The following is a 19733-nucleotide window of genomic DNA, read 5'->3' as shown; positions in this document are numbered from 1 at the left end:
TAGACGACCTTCATAAGAAAATTTTTTGTTCGTTAAAAGAGAAAAAGTAGTAGGAAATAAAGGAACTATAAAATAGAGAAACTAGGCAAGCTTGTGGTAGCAAGACGCCTTAACTAAAGTCGTTTTGCACTGTGCCATGTCTATTCTACGAAATTATCGTTGCTTGGCACAGGAACAAGTTTCTGCAAAAAACAAAAGGAGGAACAGTTTTGGATACACGTCAGGAAATTCAAGAACTGACTCTTGAAGAAGTAATGGGCGACCGCTTTGGGCGCTATTCCAAATATATCATTCAAGAAAGAGCATTGCCCGATATTCGGGACGGCTTGAAGCCCGTTCAACGGAGAATTCTCTTTTCAATGAATAAAGATGGAAATACCTTTGATAAAGGCTTTAGAAAATCAGCAAAATCTGTCGGAAATATCATGGGGAACTACCATCCTCATGGTGACAGCAGTATCTATGAAGCGATGGTAAGACTTAGTCAAGACTGGAAGCTACGAGAAGTATTGATTGAAATGCACGGAAACAACGGAAGTATGGATGGTGATCCGCCTGCTGCAATGCGTTACACCGAAGCTCGATTATCAAAATTGAGTGGAGAAATGCTTCAGGACATCGAAAAGGAAACAGTTAACTTTGTCTGGAACTTTGATGATACAGAAAAAGAACCGACTGTTCTTCCTGCCCGTTATCCGAATTTACTAGTCAATGGTTCTACTGGGATTTCTGCCGGATACGCTACAGAAATCCCAACACATAACCTTGAAGAAGTAATTGATGGAACCATCTACCTTATTGATCATCCGAACGCTTCATTAGATAAGCTAATGGAGTATATCCCTGGTCCGGACTTCCCAACAGGAGGAATTCTGCAAGGGAAAGAAGAAATCAAAAAGGCATATGAGACAGGTAAAGGAAAAGTCATCTTACGTTCACAAACTAAAATCGAGGAAATCAAAGGCGGCAAGCAACAAATCGTTATTTCCGAGATTCCTTATGAAGTCAATAAAGCTGTCTTGGTTAAAAAAATAGATGAGATTCGTCTAAGTAAAAAAATAGACGGGATTGCTGAAGTACGGGATGAATCAGATAGAACGGGATTGCAGATGGTCGTCGAGTTGAAGAAAGATGCGAATGCTGAGGGAATCCTGAACTATTTGTTCAAAAATACAGAGCTGCAAATCAACTATAATTTCAATATGGTGGCCATTGATAAGATGACCCCCCATCAAGTTGGCCTAATACGCATTCTTGAGAGTTATATTACTCACCGGAAAGAAGTTATCACAAACCGAAGCCGTTTTGATCTGGAAAAAGCGAAGAAACGTCAGCATATCGTGGAGGGCTTGATTAAAGCTTTATCGATTCTCGATAAAGTGATTGCAACTATCCGTGGAAGTAAAGACAAGAAAAATGCAAAGGATAATTTAGTGAAACAATTCGCCTTCTCAGAAGAACAAGCTGAAGCAATTGTTACCTTACAATTATACCGATTGACTAATACAGATATCACGCAGCTGGAAGCAGAGGCAAAAGCTTTGGATGAGCAGGTTACTGAACTGCTAAGTATCCTGAATGATGAGAAGAAGCTGATGTCTGTTATGAAGAAAGAGCTTCGAGAAGTGAAGAAGCAATACAGTTCTCAACGCTTAACAAGAATCGAAGATGAAATCGAAGAAATAAGAATCGAAACCGAGGTACTGGTTGCGCAAGAAGATGTGGTTATTTCTGTGACGCAGGAAGGCTATGTCAAGCGAAGCAGTGTGAGATCTTATACTGCTTCTAAGCCTGAAGAGTTGGGGATGAAGGAAGGTGACTTCCCAATTTTCGTTGGAGAAGCCAATACATTGGATCATTTGCTGATGATTACCAACAAGGCAAATGTCATTTATCGGCCAATCCATGAGCTTCCTGACTTGAGATGGAAGGACATCGGTGAGCATATTTCTCAAACAATCACTGGAATGGCGATTGATGAATCGATTATTGCTGTCTATCCCTATAGAGAGATCGATCCAATGGCTACCTTTGTTCTTATGTCGAGAGAAGGTATGATCAAGCAGACGAAAATGAGCGACTTTGAACCATGGCGTACGTATCGAAGCAAAGCGACTTCATGCATGAAGCTGAAATCAGAAAATGATGAGCTTGTGAACGTTACATTGACAAGCGAGCAAGAGCTCTGGGATGTCTTCTTGGTTAGTCACCGAGGCTTTGGTTTACGCTATTCATTGGATGAAGTCCCAGTTGTAGGAGCAAAAGCTGCTGGTGTGAAATCAATGAACTTAAAAGAACATGATTTTGTGGTCAATGGATTGCTTGTATATAAAGAAGGCGATACGCCGATCACTATACTGACACAACGTGGGAGCATGAAACGTATGCTGGCCCAGGAATTGAATCAGCTTGGGCGTGCCAAACGCGGTCTGATGGTCCTGAGAGAATTGAAGAGCCAGCCGCATCGGGTTATTTTCATGAATGAAAGTCAGACAGAGAAACAGCTGTTAGTCATTACACAGAAGGGTACACGTTTGATGATCGATGCAGCAAATGCACCGATCAACGATCGGACATCAAATGGCTCGTTTGTTATTAATGAAAAAGAGGAGATCGGTATTGCTGAAGTTCATCAGTTGGTCACTTTGAAGATAGAGGATGACTCTGTTATATAAAAAGATGAAACAGCCAAAACTGTATTAGTACAGTTTTGGCTGTTTTTTAAACAGAATAAAAGATGTCAATTTTATGAGAAATTAATTAAGTGAAACTGTTCACGAAATTAAAACGCTGTAATATCAACGATAAGACCCTTATTAGTTTAGTATTAGTATAAATAAAGAAAAAATATAACAAGTAAAGGCTTGCATAAAATCAATTATGTGTTATACTTGTCACATAAAGCTGTTATAGTTAATTAGCAGCAATTTTAAGGAGGCACAACATGGAGCAATGGAAAGGCTTTAAAGGCGAAAAATGGCAACATTCAGTTGACACACGTGATTTTATCCAACGAAATTATACAGAATATACAGGTGATGATAGTTTCTTAGAACCAATCGCACCAAGTACTGACAAATTATGGACAAAACTACAAGAATTATTTGAAGTGCAACACGAGAAAAATGGTGTGTACGACATGGACACAAATAACCCTGCAACTGTGACTTCACATGCACCGGGCTATTTAATCAAAGAAGAAGAAAAGATCGTTGGTCTGCAAACTGATGTACCATTGAAACAAGCTTATATGCCGTTCGGCGGAATCAACATGGCGAACAATTCCCTAACTTCAAATGGTTACGAAGTTGATGATGAAATGACGAAAATTTTTACTGAGTTAAGAAAAACACATAACCAAGGTGTATTCGATGCTTACACTCCAGAAATGAGAGCTGCACGTAAAAATAAAATCATTACTGGTCTTCCAGATGCTTATGGCCGTGGCCGTATCATCGGTGACTACCGTCGTATCGCTCTTTATGGTATCGATCGTTTGATGCAAGAAAAAATGAAAGATTTGAGCAACACTGGTAACAAAGTGATGACTGACGATGTTATCCGTTTAAGAGAAGAAATTTCTGAACAAATCAGAGCAATGGCTGACTTGAAGAAGATGGCTGCAACTTATGGCTGTGATATTTCTAAACCAGCTGCGAATGCTCAAGAAGCAATCCAATGGTTATACTTCGGTTACCTTGGTGCAATCAAATCACAAAATGGTGCAGCAATGTCTATCGGACGTATCTCTGCATTCTTGGATATCTATATCCAACGTGATCTTGATAATGGCGCGATCACTGAGTTTGAAGCTCAAGAAATGATCGACCACTTGATCATGAAACTACGTATGGTTAAATTCGCACGTACGCCTGAATACAACCAATTATTCTCAGGATATCCAATTTGGGCAACATTATCTATCGCTGGTATGGGTATTGACGGACGTTCATTAGTAACGAAGAGTGATTTCCGTATCCTGCATACATTAACAAACATGGGTCCTTCACCAGAACCAAACCTGACTGTATTGTATTCTTCTCATTTACCAGAAGGATTTAGAACATTCGCTTCTAAGATTGCGAAAGAAAGTTCTTCTATTCAGTTTGAAAATGATGATTTACTACGTGCAAACTGGGGATCTGACGACTGTGCAATCGCATGTTGTGTGTCAGCGACAGTAATGGGTAAAGACATGCAATTCTTCGGCGCTCGTGCCAACCTTGCGAAAGCTGTTCTTTATGCAATCAACGGTGGTGTTGATGAGAAGACTAAAATGCAAGTTGCTCCTAAGTTCCGTCCAATGACTGGCGAAACATTAGAGTACGATGAATTCATTGATAGATTCAAAGATATCATGGATTGGTTAGCTGAATTGTATGTAAATACATTGAACGTTATCCACTACATGCATGACAAATATTGTTATGAAGCCCTACAATTAGCATTCATGGAAAGCGACTTGAAACGTACGTTTGCTACTGGTATTGCCGGTATCTCTCATGCTGCTGACTCTGTAATGGCTATCAAACATGGTAATGTACAAGTTATTCGTGACGAAGATGGACTGGCAGTGGACTATGTACCACAAAACGAGTTCCCAACTTACGGAAACGACAATGAAGAAGCAGATGCTATGGCAAACTGGATCCTTGAGTACTTCATGACTCAAATCAAACGTCAGCACACTTACCGTAACGCTCGTCCTACAACTTCATTATTGACAATCACTTCTAATGTTGTTTATGGTAAAGCAACTGGTAACACACCAGACGGACGTCGTGCAGGTAAACCACTTGCTCCAGGAGCGAACCCAAGCTACCGCGACGGTAAATTCCTAGGTGAGAAAAATGGTCTTTTAGCATCATTAAACTCAACTGCAAGACTAGAATACACATGTGCACTTGATGGTATTTCTAATACACAAACAATCAATCCAAGCGGCTTAGGTAAAGATGATTCTACAAGAATCGATAACTTACGTAACGTAATGGACGGATACTTTGACAATGGCGGATACCACTTGAACGTTAACGTATTCACAAACGAATTACTATTAGACGCTCAAAAGAATCCTGAAAAATATCCTAACTTGACAATCCGTGTATCTGGATATGCTGTTAAATTCCGTGACTTGACGCCTGAACAACAAGCAGACGTTATCTCAAGAACTTCACACGACAAATTATAATAAAGAGATTGTGATAAAGTAACACTAAGCAGCAATCTTCGAAGCTAAACCAATAACTGAAGCCTGGGACAATTTTATAACTAATTTTGTTCCGGGCTTTTCTAATTAAAAGAGGGTAGGAGAAGGCATTATTAAGAATGTTCCGATCATACTGTCTTAAGAAATGAGAGAAATGATTATGACTGAAGCAGTAAAAGGTAGAATCCATTCTACAGAAAATTTTGGTACCGTTGACGGACCTGGCGTTAGATTTATCGTATTTACACAAGGCTGTCGTATGAGATGTCAATTTTGCCACAATCCGGATACTTGGAAAATCGGATCTGGCGGGAAAGAGGTCACTACAGATGAAGTACTGGCTGAAGCATTGAAATACCGTTCCTATTGGGGAGAAAAAGGCGGAATCACTGTAAGTGGGGGCGAACCATTACTGCAGATGGAATTTTTGATTGAATTATTTAAAAAGGCTCAAGAGCAGGGAATCAATACCACTTTGGATACGTGTGGGAAACCTTTCACAAGAGAAGAACCTTTCTTCAGTCAATTCCAAGAATTAATGAAATATACAGACTTGATTTTGTTTGATATTAAGCATATTGATAACGAGCAGCATAAGTTGTTGACTTCACTAGGGAATGAAAATATTCTTGAAATGGCAGAATACCTTTCAGAAATCAATCAACCGGTATGGATTCGTCACGTTCTTGTGCCTCAACGCAGTGATTATGACGAATACTTGATTCGATTGGATGAATACATCAAAACATTGAACAATGTAGAGAAAGTAGAAGTTTTGCCGTATCATACAATGGGGAAATATAAATGGGACGATCTAGGACTAGATTATCCTTTGGATGGGATCGAACCACCCACAGAAGATCGCGTGACAAATGCGAAGAATCTACTCCATGTAAACGACTATAAAGGCTATTTGACTCATTAATAGCGCCACAAGAGAGCTGCAGCTCATGATTAAACATGGTGCTGTAGTTTTTTATCGTTATAGAAGTGTAAAATCATGTATCTAACTAAAAGTGGGACTTGAGATAATTGTTTTTTTAGGATTTTTCTAACTAAACAACACTTTTAAAGGCAGGTTAGTCATAAAATTGTTGTTCTTTTTCTGATTTTTGTTATTATTAATAATGAATGATAATGTGTACACTGTTTTCAACAGTAATTCCATCTATTGAAAATGGATGATACCAATCTAAAAGACCACGAGCGATAGCAATTTATCGATTCAGGTCATTATGTATGAGGAGTGAATAGAAATATGTCAGAGATTTTCGTTTTTGGTCATCAAAATCCCGATACAGATGCGATCGGAGCAGCAATAAGTTTTGCATACCTGCAAAAAGAATTAGGGAAAAATACAGTGCCTGTCGCTTTAGGAACTCCTAGCGAAGAAACGCAATATGCGTTAGACTACTTCAACGTTCCTGCACCACGAGTAATTGAAGAGGCTGGTTCACAAACGAAGCAAGTAATGCTTGTTGATCATAATGAATTTCAGCAAAGTGTTGCGGATATTAAAGACCTGTCAATTCTAGCGGTTGTGGATCACCATAGAATCGCCAATTTTGAAACAGCTGACCCATTGTACTACCGTGCGGAGCCAGTTGGTTGTACAAGTACAATCATTTTCAAAATGTTCAAAGAGAGTAATGTCGTAATCCCTACTCAAATTGCTGGTATGATGGTCTCAGCGATCATTTCAGACACGTTACTTTTCAAATCACCTACTTGTACCGAAGAGGATATCCAAGCAGCCAATGAGCTAGCAGCTATTGCAGAAATCGATCTGAACGGCTATGGTCTGGATATGCTAAAAGCAGGAACAAATCTGAGTGATAAATCTGCTGAGGTATTACTGGATCTTGATGCGAAAAGCTTCCCTCTAGGAGATAAAAATGTGCGCATTGCACAGATCAATACAGTTGATTTCAATGATATTCTTAGTCGTCAAGACGAGTTGGAAGCAACAATGAATGCAGAAATCACTGCAAATGGCTATGAAATGTTTATTTTGATTATCACAAATATTTTAGATAGCGATTCTGAGCTGCTAGTTCTCGGAAATTCACTGGATAAGGTTGAAAAGGCCTTTAATATTTCATTAGAGAATAATCGTTCATTCTTGAAGGGCGTTGTCTCTCGTAAAAAGCAAATCGTGCCGCAATTAACCGAGGCATTCAATTAAGAAAATAAACAGAGCGGAGCTTGAATCGAGAACGGTTGAGCTTCGCTTTTCAACTAGGGCTGTGCTAGCGTTAGCATGCCCCCCATTGTACAGGTTTTGTACAGGCTAAAAGCTTTTGTTCTTATAACAATTGTTTCATTCTGCTTTATAAAGAGAAGAGGAGCTATCAACGCTACCCTATCAAGTTAGGAGAGGGAAAATGACAATCACTTACTATTTTAAACATAAGAATCAAAAAAAGTTAAATAGGCTGGTAAATGATCCCTTATTTGATCGAATCATTACTTATTTTAACGAGCATCAAACAGAGAAGATCATTCTAAGAGCGTTGAAGCAGACATTTCAAGAGAAAAATTTCGAAAAGTTTTTAGAGGAAATGGTTGATTTCCAATTAATTCGGCGGGAAGAACGTGGTTATTCTTTAACTCTCTCTTTTTTTGATGCCGCTATATCTGATAAAGATAAGCAATTCGCCGAGGATTTCACTCAGGATATGACAAATCAAGAGGTAGATCCAAGCTATCTATATGGGGAAGTCTTGTGGAATCGTCTATTTGAATCGGAAAATGACTATTTTTTTGGTGTGATTGACTCTTCAGATGACACCCAACCGTTTTTTGAAAAGCATCAGACAGGAAATGAACAATTGCAATTCGTTTCTATTCATCCAAAAGATCAACAACCGTTGGATTTTGCCTCTTATTTTTCTGTTATGGAAGCAACATCGGGTGAAGGATTGCCAGAAGTATACCAAGAGCTACAAGAGTTGATCGGGGATGTAGATAGCGCATATTTTGCTGCGCAGACGTATCGAATCGTTCGAGCAGTACTCAAGAATCGGCGAATCGCAGATAAGCGAAATATTTTTCTTGAGGCATTCGTCATGACAAATGGATTGATCAAAACAGAAAAGGGCTGGCAACTGAAAGCTCCGATACTTCAAAATGAAACTATAACTAAAGAGCTAGATATTTCACCTTATATAACACACTATAATCAGGTGACAGATACCAATCAACGTGTTTTCGAAAAGATGCAATTCTATAGCTGCTGCATGGCAATAATTTTGAATGGAAAAGAAGCATTTAGCTATTTGATTATTTAGTTTACTATAATTATATTATGTAAACCTCGAAAAAAATTTCTATAAAAGCATAGGAGGGAATAGCGAATGATCGATTTAACTCAGGTACTGACCTTTACAGAGGCAGCTGAAAAATGGCAGCTAGCGGGTGGGAATACGCTCCGACAAGCAGTAGCCAGAGGACGATTTCATGAGGCTGAAATCCGTAAAAGCGGCACTGTCTGGCTGACTACCTATGAAGCGATGACCCGAGTGTTCGGTCCTCTTCCTGCTTCGAAGGCTTCAGAAGAACCACTCATATTCAATCAAACAGAGCTTTATTCTGCAATAAAAAAAGGACCATCGTCAGCAGACTTTAAAAAAATGAACAAACAAGCTGCCCTTGCCTTTAGTCAGCAACGACAGCTTCAAGTCAAAGAAAAAATATTTGGAAAAGAAATTATTTTGTATTTATTTACGGATCAAACGAAGTGGGATAGTTGGCTCACATTGACAGAACGATCACTATTCCCAAGAAATCAGTCCGAATAAAGCAGTTTTTCTGACTTTTACCGGTGGTGGTGTTTCCCATTCGGCCGGACTTATTTCCCGTGTATATTCTGAGTCATAGGAAATACCTTCTAATATTCGTTGAAAACGGTGGGCTTCCAACTCACCGTTTTTTATTGCAAAGTGACGTGTATCAAAAACAAATACTGGAATGTTATAATCATCGAACCATTGTTTTTTCTTTTCAAGAGAAGGATTGGTAAAGGGGGTCATCAAAACGCCATCGATTCTGCGAGATAACTTTGGAAATTCTTCTTTTGACAGTTGGGCAGCATTACCAAATAAAACTCTAATATCAAACGTTTCCTCTGGATGAAAATCATAAAGTGCTTCCAAGGAATAGCTTTCTGTCAAAACACGCAAGTCGAGATCTTGCCATACGCTGAAAAATGAATCAGTGAATGAATCATTTCGATCAGCGCCTAACACGAGTAGCTCAATGTTTTTATCGCCGTTTTTGGTTTCCGGATGCTTATTGGAAACATACGAACGCTCATAATCAAGCCCAATCAATTCATCAAGAAGGTTATTATAGGCAGTGGCGCCATCCATTGTACCAAAGGTTTTCATTTCAATGTCTTTTACAATGACAGGATAATCCTTCAAAATTTCTTGTTTTGATTTTGTCATATGACGCATTTGAGGCGCAATAAAGACAACATCAAAAATCGTACCAATGTCATAAGCATTGTAAGCTTGAATTAGATTGATGCCACCGTAAGCAAAAATCAAATCATAATTTCCCTCAAACTCTTTTTTTCTTCGTATGATCGTCCCAACACTATCAAAAACCGCTCGTAAAGGAGAGTTTGCGCTATCAATTGCTTTGATAATCCGCTGGCAAAACATACTCGACGTCATTCCACCGGCACATCCAACATAAATAAACATAAAATGACCTCTTTCTTGTCACTAACTCGTTACATATATTTTATCAAACATTTATCCATTTGGAAAGAGAAGATTCTTTCAATAAAAAGAGAACAACAGACTCTTCCCATTAGAGGAAAAATGACTGTTGTTCCTAGATCATAAATCAATTCCGATTTCTGACCTTCTTTGTCCAGAAGCCGCCAGAAATATATTTCGGTTCATAGGAGATAATGAAGGCTCTCGGTTCAATCTCATTGATCAATCGGTAAAGCTTCCGCTCATTCTTTCTCGGAGAAAGTATCTCCAGGACCAATCGTTCACCGTCGCGTCCCATAGCCACACTCTCCGTTACGCCGTAGCCATTTGCGCGTATGCTTTCAGGAAGATTCAGCTGTTTTGTCGTTGAGGGAAGAATCACGGTCACCATAATATAGCCTAAGGCTAAATGGTCCTCGATTTTTATACCGACACTGATCCCGACAGCATACCCCAATGCGTATACAAGAAGGTTCAGCGGATCATCCAGGCGATTCAGAACCATACTCAAGCCCAAAACATAGATAGTAATTTCAGCCATACTGACAATGGGAGCTAAGAGTCGGTAGCCTTTCATTGTTAGCATAAATCGAATTGTATTCAGCGTGATATAAGCGAAATTAATCACAAAAATCATCGCAAGCATCTTAAAATCAACCATTTTTATCCTTCTTTCTATCCTTTATACTAGGCCATTATAGTAACAAATAGAGGAGAAATCAAAGAAAAAGAGAAGGCAGATAGAGAAATGAACAAGGGGTAACCCTCTATGTTCGCTTGTTTGCAGATATTGTCTGGTATATAATTTTTATAATAAGTTAGAAGAGTAGGTGGATGAATATGAACATACAGACAACAATGAAAGAGGCTGTGATGAAGCGATTTCCAGAGGAAGCAGAGCGGATTCTAGCATATTATCCAACAATAGAGCTTGACCCGGAGAAAATGGAGATCGTGATGATAAATGAGGTTGTGGCTGATTGTCCGGAAAATGATTTTTATAGCGAACAAGACCACTCTGACTATATGGAAACAACAATCCCACTCTTTCAAAAAGCCGGGCAAGATGTACATTCCATTGAAGACATCCTAAAAATGGGCATCTACATCACCAATACAGTAAAGCAGCCAAAAAGCGAAACAACCATTGCTACGGAACAGATAAAGAAATATCTTTCGCTTCTTGAGGAGGAATTACGACTTTTCCCTAATGTAAAGGCTGTTATGCTAAATGGAGATGTAGCAAAAAAAGCATTCAATCTATTAGCAAAGCAAAAAAGCGGCAAAAATGCTGTGCCGTCAATCTCTACATATAAGCTAAGAAATAGCGAGGTGTATTACGACAGTATCCGTGTTTTCCCAGCGTATATCATGACAGGCAAAAATGTGTTGATCGAGAAATCCAAAGTGCGGATGACTGCAGAGGATATTGCGAAAATGATCGATTATGTCGATTCTACAAGAGACACTTCTCCTCAAACGTAGGTGGTTGCATGTTATTTAAACGTGTAAACAAAAGAAGAAGCTATGCTCAGATTTCCTCAATGAGATTTATAGCCAAGAAAAGATTGCAATTTTTCATTTTTTCAGTATAATAGTTTTTGTGAACAAAGTTGTTCAACAGAAGAAATGAGGTATTTTGGTGAGTGTTTTAGGTATCTAACTAAGCAATTTAATAGATAAATAAGGAATGCTTATTTGTCGTGCTCATGAGATACCTGTCAATTATAGAGTAATTCGTGTATAGAAAAGTAGGAACATATAAGAAATCAGAAGAGTTTTGCAGAGAACTGTTGAACAGATTTTTGCTGAAATTTTGTTGGATTTCCAGTTTATCATTTACTTTTTAACACACTCTTTCTTTCGAATGTAACGGGTAGGGCGATTTTCTGAGGATAATTGTCTTACCCTTTTTTTGAACAAATTTTGTTGACGTTTTTGTCAGGTATCTCTTCTAACGAAAGGAATGGATATCATGAATAATAAAATCTATCAAGCTGTACAATTTGACACAATAAAAGATGAATTAAAAAAATACGCATTTAGTAATTTTGCTAAAAAAGCGATCGATAAACGAGAACCCTCTTCTTCTCTACCAACGGTGCAACGATGGTTAGATGAAACAGAAGAGGCAATGACCATTCTTGCCAGCGGACAACATGTCCCATTTATGGGCTTGACTCGTGTAGAACAACTGACAAATCAAATCAATAAAGGGATGGTATTAGAACCAGGTGAATTAGTAGAATACGCGGACTTTTTGAGAAGCTTCCGTTTAATTGCCAAGCTATTTGAAAAAAATAAATACCAAACACCTATTTTGTATTCTTACACAAATGATCTTACTGACTTTTCCGAAATAGATACCACAGTCTATGAATTTATCCAAGGGAACAGAGTGAAAAGCGAAAGCTCCAAAGCCTTGAAGCAGATAAGAAATCAGATTGCTAAGCTGGAAAAAGAAATCGATCAGCGGCTACGAAAATTCATGGCAAGTAGTCAGAATCAGCCAAAGCTTCAGGATCGTTTAGTTCTAATCAAGGATGATCGGTATACGGTACCTGTAAAAGCGGAATATAAGCAGAAAATCGGTGGAACGATTGTTGATCAATCCTCAAAAGGAACTACGGTTTTTGTAGAACCGGATACGGTCAGAAAATACAATGACCAATTGATTATGGAAAAAGCAGCGGAGGTCGGAGAAGTCTATCAGCTACTCGCATACCTGACTGGTTTGATTGGTGAGCGGATGGCAGAAATCACTTATTGTATTGACGTAGTAACTGAGCTGGAGGTTATATTTGCTCGTGCAAAATACAGTCGAGCAATTGATGGGACCAAGCCTCAGATTAACAAAGAAGAGCGGATCATCTTTCATCGAGTGAAACATCCGCTACTCATTGATCCTGTACCACTTACATTGGATCTTGGGATAGAAAATCGAGCATTGATCATTACCGGTGCAAACGCCGGTGGAAAAACAATCGTCTTAAAATCGGTCGCATTGATCTCGCTGATGACTATGACTGGGATTCTGGTCGCGAATGGAGAGGGGACGGATATCGCTGTCTTTGATGATATCTTTATTGACATCGGGGATCAGCAAAGTCTCGAAAATTCCTTAAGTACATTCTCCGGTCATATGCAAAATCTTGCGGATATTATCAAGCAGGTGAAGCGTCACACATTGGTTCTTTTAGATGAAATCGGCAGTGGAACGGACCCGAACGAGGGTGCAGCACTAGCCATCGCTTTGATGGAAGAGATGTATTCGAAGGGAGGTCTGGTAATTGCTACGACTCACTTTGGTGAAATCAAAGAGTTCGCAGTGAAGCATGAAGATTTCACCACAGCCGGTATGGCTTTTGATGCGGAGACATTAACGCCGAAATATCGATTGCTTCTTGGAGAAACGGGAGAGAGTCATGCGTTTTGGATTGCTGATAAGATGAGAATCAATGAACGTGTTCTTGCGAAAGCAGCGAAGTATCTGAACGATCATACGTATGATCTGGCGAAACAAGAGTTCCAAAGTATGGCACCCGTACAACAGGTTCAATCACCTCTGAAAGAACATAGCTTTTCTAAAGGCGATCGAGTGCGCGTCAATGACACTGGAAAAATCGGACTTTTCTATGAGCGCTTGGATGATCATCAGGGACAGATTTACGTTAACAAGGAAATGATTGAAGAACCACTGAAACGTTTGACGCTCATTTCAACGGCTGAAGAGCTTTACCCAATGGATTATGATTTAGATTCATTATTTGAAGCATTTGCAGAACGTAAATACAAGAAAGATTTGGCACGCGGATCGAAAAAGGCGCATAAGAAGTTGAATAAAGAGATGAAGCAAAGAAGGCAAGAAGCACAATAGCGCTACAGCTATCTTTTAGTAAAGAAGCAGAACCGTGTAATGATGGTTTTGCTTCTTTTTTTTCGCTAAAGATGTCTGACGCTCCTAGTGCAGAATATGGTATGCTAAAACTAGACAAAAAATAAAGAGGTAGAGGATGAATACCAAAGAATCACACGATAAAAAACCATTGACTTGGAGTTTACTCCAAGGGTTACACTAAAAAAGTGGACAAGTAAATAGGGGGAATAATTGTGAAAAAAACATTTTATATGATGCGGCACGGACAGACGTTATTCAATATCAGACGGAAAATTCAAGGCTCATGTGATTCTCCATTGACAGAAGTGGGGATTCAACAAGCAGAAATCGCTGGAGCGTTTTTAAAGGATATTTCTTTTGATCACGTATATAGTTCTTCGGCAGAACGAGCATGTGATACGTTGGAGATTGTTACAAAGAATAAAATGCCTTATGCCAGGCTAAAGGGTTTGAAAGAAATGAGCTTTGGAACTTTCGAAGGAGAGAGCGAAGATTTGAACCCAGAAGATAAAAGTACTTTCTTTTTGGAATATGGTGGAGAATCTAGAGAGCAAGTTACAAAAAGATTGGTAGGTACTTGTAGAGCGATCATGAAGCAAGACGGGCATCAAACAGTCTTAGCTGTTTCTCACGCCGGAGCTTGTCTTCATTTTTTGAGTCATTGGCAGGACCCAATGCCAGAGCTTAAAAAAGGATTTCCCAATTGTATGATTTTGAAATATGAATACGAGTCAGAGGATGAATCATTTCGTCTGCTTAAAGTGTATCGTCCTGTCGATTAGTCGGTAACAGAAGGGAAGAGGATGGATATGAACATTAAAGAAGCTAGTTCGTTGACAAGTGTTTCTCCAGATACGATTCGTTATTATGAGCGAATCGGGTTGATCCCACCAGTCAAAAGAACTGAATCGGGCATTAGGACCTTTGACGAAGAGGATCTGCGATGGATCAAATTCAGCAGACAAATGAAGCATGCCGGTCTTTCGATCGATGCGCTAATTGAATATTTGTCTCTTTTTCGAGACGGGGAAAAAACCGTTCCGGCAAGATTGTCCTTACTTGAAGAGCAACAACAAGTGCTTCAAGAACGGATCAACGAGTTGCAAGAAGCAAAGGACAGATTGACATTCAAGATTGAGAATTACCAGACACATACTGCATCAGCTGAAAAAAAGCTACGAGATTTCGAGGCATAGAAGAGAGAATTAAGAAGCAAGGAGGCTCTGTATGTGGCTATACTTGCCAAATAGAATACCACTTCTCAGGTTTTCCTCTTTGGGGAGAATCAACTAGCTCTTCTATTACTAGTATTTCCAAATATATTCTAATAAATCCGGCGCATTTTCCATAAAATGGTCCGGATTTTTTTGTATGCCTTCGTTCTTTTTTTCAAGCATCAGCTCATCTTAAAGACCAAGTAAGCTGTTGGTTCATGTAATTTTTATTTCGGCTTATTTTTATATTTATAGGCATAAAGAAGATAATAATGAATAGGTAAAAAAAAATATAACAAAATGATTGTTATATATATACAAAAGATTGACTCGTTGTGGTACTATTGTTTTGTTATGTCTGGAATTATTTACAACAAAGTGAGGAAAAACAGGATTAACCAGGAGGAAAGGAGCGGATTATGAGAATTCTAATCAAGTATATTTTGAAAAGTATGATAAAAAATAAAGGCAGATTACTGATGCTTATTGTCTCAATTGCATTAAGTACAGGCTTATTTATCGGTAGTCAAAAAGCCTTTGAAACAGTAATGGATTCCCAGAAAAAGATCCAGATGGAAGCTTTTGAAGGAAAAGAGGTTTCTATTACAAAAAATGACTATTCTACAGGAGCTGGAATCGATCTAAAGACGCTTGATTTTACCAAGCTGAAAAACGAAGTTCCTGAAATACTTCTGAATAAAATCAAGCTGAAGAATCATCCGGCCAAGCTCGAAACATCACTGACTTTACGTGGACGATTAGAAAAAGATTTTCCAAAGGAGTCCACCTTTACAGAAGTTTCAGAAAAGAATTGGTACAAAGACAGCGTGAGTATTAGTCAACGCGCCAGTAAAGAACTGAAGCTATCGATTGGAGATACCTTAAGTATTCATATCAATAATCAGGATCATCTATTGAAAATTGGTGCAATCGCTCAGAATCAAGGGATATTTTACAATGATACACGTGGTAATTACACGGTTTTATTTGAAAAAGATTACTTGAAGGAAATTTCTGGATCGGATTACACTGTTGTGTTTGCGGAGACAGAGAAGAGTACAGTCGTGGATGCAATCAAAGCATTCAATAAAGAAAATGCCGACTACACAGCAGCGGAAGTATATGATTCCGGGCAAATGGAACAAATCGTCAACCAAATCACGATGGTCATCACATTTATGTTTCTTATGGTTGTTTTGGCAAGTATTTTGATTATTAATGGTGCTTTCCGATTGACTATTACAGAGCGGATGAACACCGTAGGCACTTTTCTTAGTCAAGGTGCCACACATGGACAAATTCGTGTGCTATTTCTTGCAGAAAGCGGAATTTACGGCTTAATTGGTGGGTTAATAGGTGTTTTGATTGGCTACGGTTTGACTGTGGTAATCAATCAGGTTTCTTCACCATTAGCGGAATATGGCATCTATGAATCAGTTGTATTTCCGCCAACATTGATTTTAACAGGATTACTATTTTCGATTATTTTGAGCCTGGCAGCTGTTTTACTTCCAGTAATTCGCCTAAAAAAATACTCAATCAAAGAAGTTATACTTAACGAGTTTACTGTTGAAAAACACGTGCGCTGGAGTAGTTTCTTCATAGGTGCGGCCTTACTGGTAGTTTCACTAGGCGGCTATTTATTTTTCAGTGAGCAAATCATTGTTCTTGTCGTGTTGTTGGCACTCGTTTTTATTGCCTTTTTACTCATCTATCCAAAGCTGACAGAAAAATTGATGAATGGGTTGTTTGTAGGGTTAAAAAATAAACTGAGTCTACTGGCATTATCAGCGCAAAATATGGGTACATCAAAGATCATCCGAAGCAACATTACCCTATTTGCGGTCGGTTTGATGGTCATGTTACTAATCAATGGCATTGAAAACAGTATGAGAAATACAATGACAAGTGTGTATGCAGGCTATCACTATGATGTGAATGTTCAAGTTCCGGCTAATGGGTTGAGCAGTCAGCAAGAAGAAGTTACCGAACGCTTACAGGAGACAGGATTGATCGAGAGGAATTTCCATGGCCAAATCCTGACCAATATCAAAATCGACGACTATGCCTATAATGTTATTGCTTTCGATGACCCAACAGCGTATAGAGGATATTATGCGTATATTGACTGGCAGGATAAAAGTTTTGATAAGGTGTTCAAACAGTTGGGAGACGGGTCAAATTCTTTCATGACGACCTACAGTTATGCAGAGAAGCTTTCTTTAAAAATAGGGGATACCGTCCTGTTTCCATTCGGCAATGAAGAGAAAGAAATGAAGCTGGTGGGCTTGTATAAAAACAAATCATCATTCAATTACTTTTTACTCAACCTTGAAAACATCCCGGAAAATATTCGGACAACATTAACAACAAACTACTATTTCAATTCAACAGAAGGTCAAAAGGAAACACAGAAAAAATTGAAAAAAGAGTTAAATGATTATACTGCAGATGTCTATACAAAAGATGAACAAACACAACAAAATACGGACCAAAATGAACTAATGATCACCATTTTCAGAGCGTTTTCTTTGATGACAATCATTATAGGGAGCTTTGGGATCATCAGTAACACGACGATCAGTTTCCTGCAAAGAAAGAAGGACTTCGCTTTGTATGCCTCATTAGGGATGACGCAAGGACAATTGACAGGTATGTTGCTGTATGAAGGCTTCTTGACTGTCTTAATGACCTTCATCGTTGGAGTGCCTTTGTCGTTTGCTGAAGCACATCTTGTCGAGAAAGTAATGGAATACTTGATGGAAACAGATTTTCCAATAAAGATCAATATCGGTTATCTTCCGATCACGTTTATATTATTGTGGTTGATCGTTGTCGTTTCTTCTTTGCCGGCGCTTTGGAAATTGCGTAGAATGACCATCATTGAAGAACTGAAATATGAATAGATTTTATTGTGATCACTACCGTAGCACAAGAGACACATCAGAAGAGAAAAATCAGCAATAATACGGATTGCTCTGTTTCTTCAACTATAAAACGCAAGGAGAGAACCAATGAGAAAGAAGGAATCAAAAAGCATTATTCGTGTAGAGAATGTTCAGAAAACCTTTGAAGTCAATCGTGAACTGCATGTGCAGGCGTTGAAGGATATTTCATTCTCGGTGAATCAAGGACAATTTTTGTCCATTATGGGACCTTCCGGGTCTGGAAAATCGACGCTTCTCTATATACTTGGCGGATTAGATGAGCCAACTTCAGGAAAAATCTGGATTGATACGAAACCATTAGGGAAAATGTCCGCAAAGGAAAAAAGTTTGTTAAAACGGAGAGATATTGGGTTTATTTTCCAATTCTACAATTTAGTTCCTAACTTAACTGTAGAGGATAATATCCTTTTACCTTTGATATTAGATGGAAAAAATATCAAGGATTATCAAGAAAAACTAGATAAGCTATTGAAAAAAATAGGCATCAGAGACAAACGCGGTGCATATCCCAATGAGCTATCTGGTGGGCAACAGCAACGGGTTGCCATTGCGCGAGCATTAATTATTGAACCTAAAGTAATTCTTGCAGATGAACCTATTGGTAATCTAGATTCCAAAAACGGGCAAGCTGTTATGGAGCTGTTGAAAAAGATCAACGAAGAAGAAGATACAACCATTGTTCAGGTGACGCATTCAGAGGAGTCGGCAGAATACGGTACACATGTCCTTCATATGAAAGATGGCGCAATCATCGAACACAAACAGACAAATAGAGGCTAACATAGAAAAAAGCGTGGTTTTTTAGCCCACGCTTTTTTCTACTCTTCTTTTAACAATTGATCCAATTCGGAAAGAAAAATGGCTGGAGAAATGTAATCTATGCAAAACCCAGTCATCTTGTCTGATGCGCAGATTGAATACGGGTGTTTCAGATCAAGCCAGCCTGATTGAAGTGCACAAGACTCCGGTAGGCTAGAGAGTGTGAAGCCATCCTCATCTTCGTTTACACAAAAGGAGGAGAGGGGACGACTCAGACCTTCACCAGAGTATTTTATGTAGCTTTCTTTTACTGTCCATATTCTGTAGAAATAGGCTAGTTGTTGCTCCTTTCTCAGCTGTTGAATCGTTGTATATTCTGTAGGATGGAAAAAAAGTCTGGCAATATCTAGATAATCAATAATTTTCTCTGTTTTTTCAACATCCACTCCAATAGGCTGGTCACTCCAAGCACAAAGAACCCAGTCTCCAGAATGAGAAATACTGAAATGAAATGGACTGTTTAACATTAAAGGTTTACCTTGCTGATTATAGGTTAGACAGGCTTCCTGTTTCTTCAGTTGAAAACAGCATCGAGCAATGTATTGAAACAATAATCCGGAAACTGTACAAACTGTTCGATCTTTTTCAAATTGAAATTGTTGGATGCGAAATAATCGTTCCTGCTCCAACAATGAATAATAGCGTGCATAATTGGTTGTTGGTTCAAAGTTATTCAGATCAATCGCATATAGTTGAATCATCTATTTTGCCTCCTTCAGACTACTTATAACAAATTATAATATAAATAAAACCAAAAGCAATAATATTTCGTTCAAACCCTGCAAATAGGTTCTCTCGAAAACACCGGCAATTCACGTCTTAATAAAAAGTATTTTTTACACTTTAAAAGTGTTATTTTACCCAAGAATACAAATTTTGTATTGAATTCCATTTTCGTTTTATGTATACTTTAGTTTA

Annotated in this window: 15 protein-coding genes; 12 read left to right on the top strand and 3 right to left on the bottom strand. The window is 38.6% G+C overall.

Annotated elements, in window-relative coordinates; translation table 11 throughout:
- Positions 1 to 209: 209 nt before the first annotated feature.
- The 6 genes from parC (at position 210) to A5888_RS02095 (ending at position 9009) form a co-directional block, all read left to right on the top strand.
- Positions 210 to 2675, top strand: coding sequence for a DNA topoisomerase IV subunit A (gene parC, locus A5888_RS02120; RefSeq protein WP_086347613.1), 2466 nt, complete (start codon positions 210 to 212; stop codon positions 2673 to 2675).
- 269 nt (positions 2676 to 2944) lie between these two features.
- Positions 2945 to 5191, top strand: coding sequence for a formate C-acetyltransferase (gene pflB / locus A5888_RS02115; protein WP_086347612.1), 2247 nt, complete (start codon positions 2945 to 2947; stop codon positions 5189 to 5191).
- A 178-nt stretch (positions 5192 to 5369) separates the two neighbouring features.
- Positions 5370 to 6134 carry a pyruvate formate-lyase-activating protein gene (gene pflA / locus A5888_RS02110; protein WP_086347611.1) on the top strand — a complete coding sequence of 255 codons (765 nt, stop codon included), beginning with the start codon at positions 5370 to 5372 and terminating at the stop codon, positions 6132 to 6134.
- A 333-nt stretch (positions 6135 to 6467) separates the two neighbouring features.
- A complete protein-coding gene (locus tag A5888_RS02105; RefSeq protein ID WP_086347610.1) occupies positions 6468 to 7394 on the top strand; it encodes a manganese-dependent inorganic pyrophosphatase in 927 nt (308 codons plus the stop codon).
- Positions 7395 to 7593: 199 nt separating this feature from the next.
- Positions 7594 to 8499, top strand: coding sequence for a DUF1803 domain-containing protein (locus tag A5888_RS02100; RefSeq protein ID WP_339101879.1), 906 nt, complete (start codon positions 7594 to 7596; stop codon positions 8497 to 8499).
- 66 nt (positions 8500 to 8565) lie between these two features.
- A complete protein-coding gene (locus tag A5888_RS02095; protein ID WP_086347608.1) occupies positions 8566 to 9009 on the top strand; it encodes a helix-turn-helix domain-containing protein in 444 nt (147 codons plus the stop codon).
- On the opposite strand, the gene A5888_RS02090 is transcribed toward A5888_RS02095, so the two are convergent.
- On the bottom strand, positions 8983 to 9918 hold the full coding sequence (locus A5888_RS02090) for a PTS sugar transporter subunit IIB (RefSeq protein WP_086347607.1): 936 nt from the start codon (positions 9916 to 9918) through the stop codon (positions 8983 to 8985). The two genes, A5888_RS02095 and A5888_RS02090, sit on opposite strands and share 27 nt — an antisense overlap.
- A gap of 145 nt (positions 9919 to 10063) precedes the next feature.
- Positions 10064 to 10597, bottom strand: a complete 534-nt coding sequence (locus tag A5888_RS02085; protein ID WP_086347606.1) for a DUF2179 domain-containing protein — start codon at positions 10595 to 10597, stop codon at positions 10064 to 10066.
- Between the two features lie 179 nt (positions 10598 to 10776).
- Here A5888_RS02085 and A5888_RS02080 point away from each other — a divergent pair, with 179 nt between their 5' ends.
- From A5888_RS02080 to A5888_RS02055, 6 genes are all read left to right on the top strand, one after another.
- Positions 10777 to 11421 carry a hypothetical protein gene (locus A5888_RS02080; protein WP_086347605.1) on the top strand — a complete coding sequence of 215 codons (645 nt, stop codon included), beginning with the start codon at positions 10777 to 10779 and terminating at the stop codon, positions 11419 to 11421.
- A 490-nt stretch (positions 11422 to 11911) separates the two neighbouring features.
- The gene (locus A5888_RS02075) at positions 11912 to 13813 is read left to right on the top strand and encodes an endonuclease MutS2 (RefSeq protein WP_086347604.1); all 1902 of its coding nucleotides are present in this window, start codon (positions 11912 to 11914) and stop codon (positions 13811 to 13813) included.
- A 230-nt stretch (positions 13814 to 14043) separates the two neighbouring features.
- On the top strand, positions 14044 to 14616 hold the full coding sequence (locus A5888_RS02070) for a histidine phosphatase family protein (RefSeq protein WP_422389742.1): 573 nt from the start codon (positions 14044 to 14046) through the stop codon (positions 14614 to 14616).
- 27 nt (positions 14617 to 14643) lie between these two features.
- Entirely contained in the window at positions 14644 to 15030 is a 387-nt protein-coding gene (locus tag A5888_RS02065) for a MerR family transcriptional regulator (RefSeq protein WP_086348329.1), read from the top strand.
- Positions 15031 to 15467: 437 nt separating this feature from the next.
- Positions 15468 to 17954: an FtsX-like permease family protein gene (locus tag A5888_RS02060; protein ID WP_339101878.1), complete on the top strand. Its 2487-nt coding sequence runs from the start codon at positions 15468 to 15470 to the stop codon at positions 17952 to 17954.
- 108 nt (positions 17955 to 18062) lie between these two features.
- Positions 18063 to 18776, top strand: a complete 714-nt coding sequence (locus tag A5888_RS02055; RefSeq protein WP_339101877.1) for an ABC transporter ATP-binding protein — start codon at positions 18063 to 18065, stop codon at positions 18774 to 18776.
- A gap of 38 nt (positions 18777 to 18814) precedes the next feature.
- Here the strand turns inward: A5888_RS02055 and A5888_RS02050 are convergent, their stop codons facing one another.
- Positions 18815 to 19516 (bottom strand): 4'-phosphopantetheinyl transferase family protein, encoded by a 702-nt coding sequence (locus A5888_RS02050; RefSeq protein WP_086347600.1) that lies wholly within the window; start codon positions 19514 to 19516, stop codon positions 18815 to 18817.
- Between the last annotated feature and the right edge of the window lie 217 nt (positions 19517 to 19733).

This window comes from Enterococcus sp. 9E7_DIV0242, from assembly GCF_002140975.2.
Lineage (GTDB): Bacteria > Bacillota > Bacilli > Lactobacillales > Enterococcaceae > Enterococcus_L > Enterococcus_L clewellii.
The sequence above is the reverse complement of the archived record's forward strand: the minus strand, read 5'-3'. Positions and strand labels throughout refer to the sequence as shown.